This is a genomic window from Sphingobacterium rhinopitheci (assembly GCF_022627575.1).
GTDB lineage: Bacteria > Bacteroidota > Bacteroidia > Sphingobacteriales > Sphingobacteriaceae > Sphingobacterium > Sphingobacterium rhinopitheci.
In genome coordinates, this window is the sequence record NZ_JADEYQ010000039.1 from 1 (window position 1) to 11,614 (window position 11,614).

At 31.6% G+C, this 11,614-nt stretch carries 13 protein-coding genes; 6 read left to right on the forward strand and 7 right to left on the reverse strand.

All coding sequences use genetic code 11. The features are described from left to right. Both IP023_RS15335 and IP023_RS15340 read right to left on the reverse strand, forming a co-directional pair. Positions 1-202 (reverse strand): transposase (locus IP023_RS15335; RefSeq protein WP_241791287.1); only part of this gene is annotated, 202 nt, incomplete at its 3' end. 73 nt (positions 203-275) lie between these two features. After that, a complete protein-coding gene (locus IP023_RS15340; protein WP_241791288.1) occupies positions 276-737 on the reverse strand; it encodes a pyridoxal-dependent decarboxylase in 462 nt (153 codons plus the stop codon). 224 nt (positions 738-961) lie between these two features. Between IP023_RS15340 and IP023_RS15345 the strand changes: the two genes are divergently transcribed. Then, positions 962-1,363: a porin family protein gene (locus IP023_RS15345; RefSeq protein WP_241791289.1), complete on the forward strand. Its 402-nt coding sequence runs from the start codon at positions 962-964 to the stop codon at positions 1,361-1,363. Between the two features lie 1,002 nt (positions 1,364-2,365). On the opposite strand, the gene IP023_RS15350 is transcribed toward IP023_RS15345, so the two are convergent. The 3 genes from IP023_RS15350 to IP023_RS15360 form a co-directional block, all read right to left on the reverse strand. Then, the gene (locus IP023_RS15350; protein WP_241791290.1) at positions 2,366-3,313 is read right to left on the reverse strand and encodes a replication initiation protein; all 948 of its coding nucleotides are present in this window, start codon (positions 3,311-3,313) and stop codon (positions 2,366-2,368) included. Between the two features lie 404 nt (positions 3,314-3,717). Next, a complete protein-coding gene (locus IP023_RS15355) occupies positions 3,718-4,062 on the reverse strand; it encodes a hypothetical protein (RefSeq protein ID WP_241791291.1) in 345 nt (114 codons plus the stop codon). A gap of 2 nt (positions 4,063-4,064) precedes the next feature. Then, entirely contained in the window at positions 4,065-4,808 is a 744-nt protein-coding gene (locus tag IP023_RS15360; RefSeq protein ID WP_241791292.1) for a ParA family protein, read from the reverse strand. 1,126 nt (positions 4,809-5,934) lie between these two features. On the opposite strand from IP023_RS15360, the gene IP023_RS15365 reads away from it, so the two are divergent. Beyond that, positions 5,935-6,195 (forward strand): hypothetical protein, encoded by a 261-nt coding sequence (locus tag IP023_RS15365; protein WP_241791293.1) that lies wholly within the window; start codon positions 5,935-5,937, stop codon positions 6,193-6,195. A gap of 5 nt (positions 6,196-6,200) precedes the next feature. Continuing rightward, a complete protein-coding gene (locus IP023_RS15370; RefSeq protein ID WP_241791294.1) occupies positions 6,201-6,476 on the forward strand; it encodes a Txe/YoeB family addiction module toxin in 276 nt (91 codons plus the stop codon). An 85-nt stretch (positions 6,477-6,561) separates the two neighbouring features. On the opposite strand, the gene IP023_RS16005 is transcribed toward IP023_RS15370, so the two are convergent. Next, on the reverse strand, positions 6,562-6,783 hold the full coding sequence (locus tag IP023_RS16005) for a helix-turn-helix domain-containing protein (protein WP_394801863.1): 222 nt from the start codon (positions 6,781-6,783) through the stop codon (positions 6,562-6,564). Between the two features lie 98 nt (positions 6,784-6,881). On the opposite strand from IP023_RS16005, the gene IP023_RS15375 reads away from it, so the two are divergent. The 3 genes from IP023_RS15375 to IP023_RS15385 all read left to right on the forward strand — a co-directional run bounded on the left by IP023_RS15375 (position 6,882) and on the right by IP023_RS15385 (position 10,761). Next, a complete protein-coding gene (locus IP023_RS15375) occupies positions 6,882-7,589 on the forward strand; it encodes a hypothetical protein (protein WP_241791295.1) in 708 nt (235 codons plus the stop codon). Between the two features lie 286 nt (positions 7,590-7,875). Then, on the forward strand, positions 7,876-8,193 hold the full coding sequence (locus IP023_RS15380) for a plasmid mobilization protein (RefSeq protein ID WP_241791296.1): 318 nt from the start codon (positions 7,876-7,878) through the stop codon (positions 8,191-8,193). A gap of 3 nt (positions 8,194-8,196) precedes the next feature. After that, a complete protein-coding gene (locus IP023_RS15385; protein ID WP_241791297.1) occupies positions 8,197-10,761 on the forward strand; it encodes a relaxase/mobilization nuclease domain-containing protein in 2,565 nt (854 codons plus the stop codon). A 276-nt stretch (positions 10,762-11,037) separates the two neighbouring features. Here the strand turns inward: IP023_RS15385 and IP023_RS15860 are convergent, their stop codons facing one another. Continuing rightward, positions 11,038-11,166 carry a hypothetical protein gene (locus IP023_RS15860; RefSeq protein WP_262914429.1) on the reverse strand — a complete coding sequence of 43 codons (129 nt, stop codon included), beginning with the start codon at positions 11,164-11,166 and terminating at the stop codon, positions 11,038-11,040. Between the last annotated feature and the right edge of the window lie 448 nt (positions 11,167-11,614).

The window sequence follows — 11,614 nt, forward strand, 5'->3', positions numbered from 1 at the left end:
CCGCTTCCATAAATTCTTTGTTCCAGGAATAAAACTGAGATTGGGCAATGTTGTGTTTACGGCAGAGTTCGACGACTGAAATCTCTGCTCGAAGGCCTTCCATTACGATTAGAATCTTTTGCTCTGAACTGAAAATCCTACGGGTGTACTTACGAATGTCTTTGACAAATTTTTCAGTGCTCTTTTTCTTTGGAGTTTCCATAATTAAATTTAATGTTTTTAATGAAAACCCTCCTTAAGATTATAACTTTAACTGTCCACTTTTTGCTGACGATTTACATGTCTGTTGATTTCCCTTCCTTAATCCTTTTTTCTCGCCATTTCCACTTTAATGCTAATCCACCTAACATGGCCGCCTCACTAGACCCCGTTGTACTACATCCTATAGTATTCTTAGGATCTGGAGAGTTCCATAAATCTGCCAAAATATGAACACATCGACTTTCAATCTCTGCTGTTTGTGGATACTCGTCTTTATCAATCATATTTTTATCCAGGCATTTGTCCATAATATAATGGATCTCAGGATCTAAATCTGTTTGACAGAATGTAGCTAAATTTTGTTTAGCGTTTCCATCTAATAAGAGCTCATCCATAATCATCTCGCAAATAATTTTAGGATCATTTGGGTTTTGAGCAAGATCATACTTATGTATTTCCCTTAAGGAAACATCTGCTGCATAATCATCTACATACTGTACGTTTTGCTTTTTTTTGTTTGAAGAGTGTAATGACATTTTTTATTTTTTTTTAATTAATAAATAATTCAACAAATAGCTAATTGATAAATACCTCAACCTTTCTATTGCATAAACTAACTGATTTAAAGAACAGTAAACGTTTTTAATTGTTTTATGTAAATGTGTGAAATAAAAAAAACATCATCACTATTTAAACATGTTGTAAATTAAACTTAAGGTTAAAAGAGGTTTAAGATTAATTAGACTATAACAATAACATTATGAATAGAATTGGGACAGTATTACTCACTTTAGTCTTAATCATAATAAACAATCAGCTTAAGGCACAATCTTTAAAAGATTCTATTGATTTTAGTATAAATCCATATACTAGCTTTCGAGGTAATATGGCTTTATATAAAAAAGAAATGGATCTACAAGATAATGCTAGTCGAGTCGGATTAAAAGTGAGTTTTAAAAAAGGGAAAATATCATTTTTAGCAGGTACAGAATTACATCTAAATCTATTTCGAAGCGAATCTAGTTTTAACCTAGATGCCAACTCTTCAGATGGTTTTCTAGATGTAAAAACCACTTCAAAAGTACAATCGATTTCCAATCGATTAGGATATATTGGATGTAACTTTGAAAAATATGGTAGAATTACTTTCGGTAAACAATAGAGTGTTTATTATGATATTACATCATATACTGATCAATTTAAAATATTTGGAGCTAACGCCTCGGCTACTTTCATTGGAGGAACAGACGACGGAGATAACGGAACAGGTCGTGCTAATTCAGCAATTATCTATCGCAATCAATTTGGTCCATTCCTTCTTGGTGCTCAAACACAGATCCGTGGAAGCGACAACAATAAATTCATAGATGGCTTTGGTTTCTCAGGGCAACTTGAAGTTACTAAACAAATATTGGCAGGCGTAACATTTAATAGAGCATTATTAAACGACAACCTCATCAACCAAGGTCGAATAATAGGTTTAATCTGACAACCAAACTATTATGCTGCTGGGATAAAATATCAAGGAGATAGATTCTTAATAAGCGCTATCGGTGTTATAAAAAAAATGGAGATTTCGATCAAGGCTCTTACCATAACATCAATAATGATTTAGTCAATCCAACAGTAGTTTTTGATTCAAAAGGTTTTGAATTTTATGCAAACTATAAACTAAAAAAGTTCTCTATTCACGCAGGATATAACTTATATATTCCAGAAACCAATTCTATTCCAATTGAAAATAATCAATATCCTTTAAGTAAAAAGTTCAAAACAAATGATATAATAGCCGGCTTTACCTATCAACCAATAAAATATATCCAAATATATGCTGAACAACGCTTATCATACGGAAGATCTGCTGACGACGTAAAGAAATTTGATGTATTTGCTCTAGGAATGACTTTAGATATTTCGAAAACTTTCAAAACCAAAATATCTGCTAAATAAGAAAATAAATAAGGTAACTGATTAATAAATAATTATTTAGAACGTTATCATGAAATAAGTATTGCAGAGACGATTCTGTTTCGGATACAGAAAATAGAAATACTGAATAATTAAGCTGAAAATTAAATATTTCAAAAGTATCTCAAAACACTCAATAACCCCTCTTTTTTGTCTAAACGTCCGAAAAATACTTTATTAGTGCTTCTGATTCTTATTAACCTTTTGGTATTATTCCTTTCTTCTGATATGATCCAACAATATATGCAGCAGCATTATCTACACTTATTTCACCTTTTTTAGCTCTTTCATTAACTTTTTTGACAAAATCGGTAAACTTATCTATGCCATCTTTGACTATTAATATAGCATGCTCCTTACTTAATCCATAGGCCATAATAGTGCGTATATTTTTTTGAAAATCTAAAGGTTCTTTGTAATCTATTTCTAATTGTTTTGGGATACCTTTAGTAGTGCTTACATAAATTTGTATGAGCTCAAAAGATCGTCCACGCTTGAATAATTCGTAATCGAACGTAATATCTGTATATTCATTGATTTGTCTTTTTGCAATATCGAGTACACGTTCTTTAAATTGACTAATTCTTTCGAGTTGTTCATTTCCTTTTTTATCAACCAAACCAAGCATTCTTTTTAACTCCACAATAGGAATAGGCTTTGGGAACTTTCCAACTGTACGCCATTGGCAGGCAAGCATATATAGTCTTTTAGCATAACTTGAGCTACAGCCTAATACGGACTTAAGCTGGAAATGGGTGAAATTATTTTTGAGATCAAAAAAATAGGGTAGAGCTGTCTCAGAGAGTCGTACTTCAATTGTACGCGTTCCTTTTATATAACGAAAATGTTGAAATAAAACAAATTGACTGTACTCTTCAGAAGTCTCAATTTCAAACATCCTTGTTAACAATTGCTCTGTGCTATCTGTAAGCTGTGATATATTCCACTTTCTACCAGTAATAATTTCAATATCTGACGTGTGTATCGAATAATTTATCTCTTTTGCTCGCAAGTTGGCCAATATCATAAATAAAATATCAAGTTGACAAGCTGTAAAATCATACCTTCCTGAAGTAATCGCATTGTGTTGCTTATAAATCTTTTCTCCAATAGCCTGGATATTTTCTGATTTTAGTATTTTCATTACTTTATTTATTCTAAGTGAGACCTTAACTCATGCTAATATATGAAAAATTACTTTAAACCACTAATCTTTAGAAGAGGTGTTTTAAACATTATAAAAAGTGGTTTAAACATTATAAAAAGTGGTTTAAACATTATAAAAAGTGGTTTAAACATTATAAAAAGTGGTTTTATCTTTTGTAAATACCTGATATTCAGTGTCTATGTAAGGAGTAAAATAAGAAAATATATAAATATATAAAAAACGTTAAAGAAGTATTTACTATAAAAATAAATAATATTGACAAAATGTCAGTTTACAAAAATGAAAATCAACGAAAAAACAATAAAAAAGGGATGGCCTGGCGCGGAAGTTAAAAACACAACTAACTGATAGTGAATATGTTAGTTGTGTTTTTTGGTGATTTATGGCTTGAAGTTTTTTATATCAGGATATACTTCCTCAAGTGCTTTTTCCAAAATTTCATACATAGGTAGTCCCTTTTGTGGAGCAATAATGTGCTTAAGATAATAGTGATATTCTTTTTTCAGGGGAAATAAAAAGTTTTTATAGTTATCATCTTCACCTTTATCTTTTTTATGTTTATTATTTTTAGGCTTATTTATACCTAAATTATTAGATCTGAGGTCTAAGTCCTGCTTAGGCTTTAGAGTCTCCTCTTGATCAGAATACATATTATCGACAAATTTAGCCGTTTTGGTAGTTTGGCTATTTCTTTCACTAAGATTTGCTAATCTATTTTTTGCCATAATTAAATTCTATTTAAAATTTCCTCAGTTAATGCAATATAATCTTTAGTTATAGGACTATCTTCACTAAAATAGATTAGTGGCTTCCCTTCAATTTGGCTTTCAGTTGCTTTTACAGAAATTCTAATCATAGAATCCATTAAATTGGTAGAATACTGATTTTTTATTTGTTCCTTAATTTCAGCTGAAATTGATCGAGTACTATTGTATTTTGTTAAGAAAATACCACCTAAGTCTAATTTACTGTTTGAGTTTTCTTGTACGTTTTTAAGAATACCTAATATTCTTTCTAATCCACGATATGCATAATATTCTGCTTCTACAGGAATAAATACATAATCAGTAATTTCTAGAGCATTAATTACTAAAATATTTAAAGAAGGAGAACAATCGATTAAGACATAATCATATTTTTCAATGATTTGGCCAATCATTTTTTTTAGTACCTTTTCTCTATATTGTTCATTTATTATTTCTGTCTCAAAATAAGCTAGATCTAAGCTTGTCGGGATAACATCTAAATTATGTTCAACAGATACTACAGGAACAGGAACTCGCTTCTTATATGTATCATAGAGTGTCGCATCTGGATTATATACCCCTACTCCTTCCGTCAAATTGGCTTGACTATCTAAATCAATTAATAATGTCTTATAACCCTTTTTAGCTAATATAGCACCAATATTTAAGGTAGAAGTAGTTTTAGCTGTTCCCCCCTTATGGTTAATAAATGATAAAACTTTCATTTTGTATAATTTTTTCAACTATTCAAAACTATATAAAATATAGGATTATAGGAAAATATATTTTTATATACCTAGAGTATTATTTAAAAACCACGTTTTATAATGACCTGCTGATGGGTAGTTAGCGTGATGGTGTAATCCTATAAACATATAATCCTATATTTTTATATACCTAGAGTATTATTTAAAAACCACGTTTTATAATGACCTGCTGATGGGTAGTTAGCATGATGGTGTAATCCTATAAACATATAATCCTATATTTTTATATACCTAGAGTATTATTTAAAAACCACGTTTTATAATGACCTGCTGATGGGTAGTTAGCGTGATGGTGTAATCCTATAAACATATAATCCTATATTTTTATATACCTAGAGTATTATTTAAAAACCACGTTTTATAATGACCTGCTGATGGGTAGTTAGCATGATGGTGTAATCCTATAAACATATAATCCTATATTTTTATATACCTAGAGTATTATTTAAAAACCACGTTTTATAATGACCTGCTGATGGGTAGTTAGCATGATGGTGTAATCCTATAAACATATAATCCTATATTTTTATATACCTAGAGTATTATTTAAAAACCACGTTTTATAATGACCTGCTGATGGGTAGTTAGCATGATGGTGTAATCCTATAAACATATAATCCTATATTTTTATATACCTAGAGTATTATTTAAAAACCACGTTTTATAATGACCTGCTGATGGGTAGTTAGCATGATGGTGTAATCCTATAAACATATAATCCTATATTTTTATATACCTAGAGTATTATTTAAAAACCACGTTTTATAATGACCTGCTGATGGGTAGTTAGCGTGATGGTGTAATCCTATAAACATATAATCCTATATTTTTATATACCTAGAGTATTATTTAAAAACCACGTTTTATAATGACCTGCTGATGGGTAGTTAGCATGATGGTGTAATCCTATAAACATATAATCCTATATTTTTATATACCTAGAGTATTATTTAAAAACCACGTTTTATAATGACCTGCTGATGGGTAGTTAGCGTGATGATATATCTAAGGGACTGTTACACAATTTATTCAATTGCTTTTATATACATAAATATGTATATTTGTGTACCAAAATTTGTACACAATGGCAATTATAGAGACAACAAGTCGGAAATTTAGAGAACGTCAAAAGGATTTTTTTGACCTGGCGGATAATGGAGAAAGAATCCTCATTCGCAGAGGTAGTAAGCAAGCCTATGTTTTAACGCCTGTAAGCAATGATGATCTTTATTTCAGTAAAGAGGTAGTTGAACGTGTAAAAGAAGCTCAGCAGGAAGTAAAACAAGGGAAATACGTTTCTTTTGATACAGCTGATGATTTAGATCGTTATATACAGTCTTTGTAGCATATATGTTGTATAAAATAATTGTAGCTATTAAAGCGCAAGAGGATTTGAAAGCATTATTAAAATCGGAACCTAATAGTTATAAAAAAGCTATTGCGTTAATTAAAGAGTTACAAGAACATCCTAGGGAGGGCAGAGGAAAGCCTACCTTGAAAAAATATGATTTAGCAGGTTGTTATGCTCGAAAAATATCAGAAAAACATCGATTAGTTTATTCTATTGAAGAGGATATTATAACGGTTCATGTTCTTTCTGCTTGTGGACATTATGATGATAAATAAAAGACCAGTTTTATTATCATAATTATTTAGCAACAAGATTGCTCCTTACGTATTAATGCCATTCATCTATTCCTTGATCATGGATTTAGGCGGTTGGAAAAAAATCGCTATAAGCACAATTGAATATTTTGACCAATTTACTCAAATGATTTAAGTTATATTTTGTTCTATATTTAGAACTTTCCGCTTGGCCAATAAAGCTATTAGCTACATCTAGTTTGTTGGCTAATTCTGCCTGAGACATACCCCTTTCTATACGCATTTGCTTTACTCTATCTATTACGAATTGTTCGATCTGGCTTAACATTTCAATCTAAATATTTTATTTTATTCAAATAAGAAATATTTCAAACACTAAACACTCATACGTGTATGAGTAAATAGTTTAATGTACTATTTTTGCATATGCAGAAATTATCATTTTATTCATTTTACAATTATTATACTTCAGATTATTTAGAGTTTGCTACAAATTTGAGTCGTAGGCTAGGTGGGACTATACATGTGAGTTATAATAATTATTTCGATACCGATACCGATTATGCGTTGCCAGAAAAGCATTTCATTAACTTTTTCCGATCGAATCTCTTTTATCTTGATGTGAATTTTTTTATTGAAAAGAATGAAAAAAAAGTATTTTATACTTTACAAACTTCTTACGGAATCTCTAGGTTAGATAATTTAGAAATCCATTTTTTACCTAATGGAGTGATTCGTATTTTTGAGTTCGACGAGGATACAGATTGGAGTAAATTTGTTGATCTACTTTTTATGAACTCGATGAATAGTAGACTTCCTTTTACAATATTAAGGCGACCTTATATTTTAAAATTTATACGTTTTTTTTTAAAATTAGGAAGTATCAATTTATACTTTTTCCCAAAGAGTACATACGACTTTGAGCAATATATAAATACGCTTTTTTCAAGGGAATGTCCTGAAGAATCTTTATTGAAATATCAGCATGTTAAAGATAAAATTAAGTTCTATACGAATAGTTCTATTAGCGAATATTTAAGTCCTAGGCTTCATGAAAGTCTGTTAGCGAAAAGAAAAAAGAAGATTGCTAAATATGGAATTTTTAAATTCATACTAAAACAAAAATCAAGTTAAAGTTAAAAAGAAGTATTATACGTATATACTTTATCAAGTTTGTCCGTATAATTTTTAAAATATAATGAAATAGATTTTTTAAGATCTATTTCATTATATTTGCTGTACAGTTTTAAGGAGCGAGGGGGTAATTTGTACGGACAAAATGAAATTATTGTCCATTCTTCATTAACACCTCGCCCTAGCCGGGAGCATTAAACTGTTATATAATCCTGTATCCTTCGGCGGATTCTATAACAGTTTACCCTTCTGCAGCTGCAGAAGGGTAAAAAATAAATAGTTTTTTATGGATAAAAACCAAGAAGACCTATCCCCATTAGGGGATAAAATAAAAGATAGCCGTATTGAGATACGGTTAACTTTAGAAGAAAAGGAACGGGTTATTTTGCGCTCAAATTCAATGAATTTGTCGGTCAGTGAATATGCTCGTGAGATTCTATTAAAAGGTAAAATTGAGAAGTTAGATCTGGGTAATAAGAAGCTGTTGGTAGGTATTGGAAATAACCTAAATCAGATTGCTCGTCACATGAACAGTGCAGGACTGAATACTGAAAATAGTAAATCTGCCATCGCATTAATAGAGGCTTTACTTACAAAAATTTAAGAGATGCCAACAGCAAATGCGAATACAGGAAATAGCTTTCGAAGTACTCTTTCTTATGTTTATCAAGAGGGTAAAAAATTAGAGCATAATCAGCAGCACGTTATTGTAGAACAGCAGAATGTTTTTGGGGATAGTACTGCAGGACAGGGGCGCGTTATGCGTGCATTTGCTGTTGAGCGGCCCTCTATTAAGAAGCCAGTTATGCATCTTCAAATTAATTTTCATCCCGATGAGCAGGTCGATAATGCTATTGCTCAAAAGGCTATTCATTCGATTTTAGCAGATATTGGCGTATCGGTTGATAACTCACAATACGTCATTGTTCAGCATCGTGATAAGCCACATAATCATTACCATATTGTTTTAAACCGTGTATGCTTAGATCAAAGTATTATTGAAACCCATCGTATTAAAGATCGTCTTCAGGTAGCCTGTGATAAGGTCGAGCAAATGATGAACTTGAGAGCTACAAGGGGTCGCACAGTTGTTTATGCGCCTGATAGTGAGAAAGGATATGTTTATACCAATAGAAAAGAACAAAAATTAAAAAAGACCATTAGTGATAAAAACACAGCAATAAAAGAGGTTAAGAAATCCCTTCAGCAGGCTTTAAATCAAGTCCTAGGTTTGGTTGAGGTAGTTGATGCTGGTAGTTTAAAGAAGTCCCTAGAAGATCGCAAGATTGATGTTGTTTATCGGGAGAATAAAAATGGTATTACAGGGCTTAGCTTTCGTTATGCTAATATAGCTTGTAGTGGAAATGATATAGGCTTTTCGTGGCCCATCATTCAAAAAGAATTGAATAATAAAGTTAATGCTGGTCTCTCTGTTGTAGTACCTGTGGTTAGCGCAGTGGAGGATAGCCCTGTTGAAGAAAAATTGAATTTTGTTTCTCCACTAGTGGGCAGGGGAGAGGAGGTATCTTCTGTTGTTCGGGCTAAGGATATTCCTGTAGCTAGTAAATTTATGCTTGAACAGCGGCTTACTGATGTACTGAAGTCAGCATTGGTACATGATCCATACTCCCTAAAACAAGTGCTCTCTGACTATCAGATCGCAGTTACCTATAGAGAAAATAGTAAGGGTATCACGGGTATTAGTTTTCGTTATGGTGATACTGTTTACAAGGGTCATGATATTGGCTTTTCTTGGCCTGTTATCCAGGACTGTTTGAATCAGAAATCGCCATCTGCAGTATCGGTTGTAACGAGTTATATTTTACATCATATAGAAACAGAAAAGATTAGGAACGTTCCTGGTTTGGTCGATTTTCTTAGTAAGCATGGACATCTATTAGATTCATCATTATCCTCTGATATGAATAGCCTGGAGAGTGCTCAGATTCGTGTTTCAGATGCTATTTGTCAGGGAGGGCAATTAGACATCAAGCGTATATATGATGCGCTTGATGAGGTGAAATTTGATATAGAAAGAAGTTATAGACATCGATCTCTTATAGGATTGATGCCTTTAGATCAAGCTATAGATAAATTAAAAGAATCTATTGTTGATCAGCTATACGAGTCCTTGAAGAAAGGGGTAGATATAATAGCTCTAGGTGTTGATGATGTTATGTTTACGATGTATGTTGATCAGGCTATTCGAGAGGTTATGCGCCGCATTGATCCCTTAGCAAACCCATGGAGTACTTGGGAATATCTTAACTATCCTACTAATTTAGAGAGTTCATATAAGGATATTTATGCAAGTATACCGGGTTTAGTTGAACAGGTGGAAGAGCGTTTTCAACTAGATAGCTTGTTATATAGTAAAAACTTTGTGGAAGAAATAATACAGTCAACTAGGGGTAAAATAGAGCAAGAAATTTATGCAGAACGTTATAGCTTAGATATTGATCAAATGGTATGTAAGGAGATCATGACTAAGCTACAGGGAATAGATTTATCTAAAGTATCTGTTGAGAAGTATATGTCAGATTATGAGTTTATAGCAGATGAAATTTCGGGAATGAAGTCCGAATTGGACATTTTAATTCGTAATCCTTTACCTAAGGAGCTTTTGGAAGCTCGTTTAGTTAAAGTGTATAATACCAAAATTCATGGGTTTATTGAAGAAATAAACCAGCATATTAAGGAGGGAGCCTATAAAATTGATTACGGTGCTTTATTACTTAAACATGGGTTTAGTACCCAAGATAATAAAATTATACTTCGTTTAGATGGTGCATCGATAGAGCGTTCTATTGAACCATTAAACGAATTTGTATATGTTATTAATGAATCTTTAAAAGAATATTATGCTAATCTTCAGCTGTATAATCAGGCTATAAATCCGGTATTTCATAAGATTCATCCGATTTATAGTTTTACTAAATCAGCGAAAATAAAGAAAGCAGAAAATGATCGTTTACTTGATCTTAAGGAAGCAGCGCAGAAGCCGAAATTAAATATAGATATAACTGTCTTGAACAAACTTACAGTGACTGCAAAAGGTAATTATGAAAAAAGAAAAGCTGGTATATTACTTTATGAAAGGAGTCTAAAACCTACTGCTATAACTAAAGTAGAAAATACCCAAAAGGATAAGTCTATTAAATATAAACCGTAGTTTTTTTTGCCTACAGCAAATCTTCGTAAACTTTTTTAGTAAAAAACTAATGTAGTTATACGATATGGAAAAGACCAAAGCAATTCAAGATTATTGAACCTTTTTTGAAACTAATAACTCCTTAAGAAAATAGACCTAACTGTCCAAATTAGTTTGATGACGTACAATATCACGCTCTTCGGTTACATCCTTTAATTGCTTTCTTAAATCCCTCAACTCTTTTTCCTCAATTGATAATTCATTCTTTTTAAAGAAATCGCCAGAATTGGAATCATACTAACGGCTCCATCGTCTAATCATGCTATCATGGATAGAATAGTCATCACTAATCTGCTTTGCCTTTATTCCAGATTTATATAGCTCCGCTATCATCACCTTTAATTCATTGTCATACTGTTTTGACATTGTTCAAATATATTAATTTCGAACTCAAGTAATTCGTCTCAACAAAGGAAGAAACTTCACTTCCCGTCATAAAGATCCTGCATAGCTTCTTCCTTGAAGCGTGCAAAGTAGAATGGAGGCTTTTTTTTATGACTGTATCGTTTGAATAATTAAATATAAATAACATTATCAAATTATTCAGTTGGTAAATTTCAGTTTATAGTCCCAATTGCTCTTGTTTTATAGGGAAAACATCTTGTTCCTTCAAATAGATCTTGTAGTTATTCAAAAAATCCTTTTTTGAATAAAAATCTTGAATTGTAACTTTAGTCTCAATCACCTTAATTTAGCCCCCAATAAGTTCGGAGTGAAATTTTAGATTTCAAATTAATACATTTGAGATAATGAAATATAAGAAATGGAGTTTAGCTGAAAAGCTAGAAATCTTATCTAGTGGCGATGCCATAGG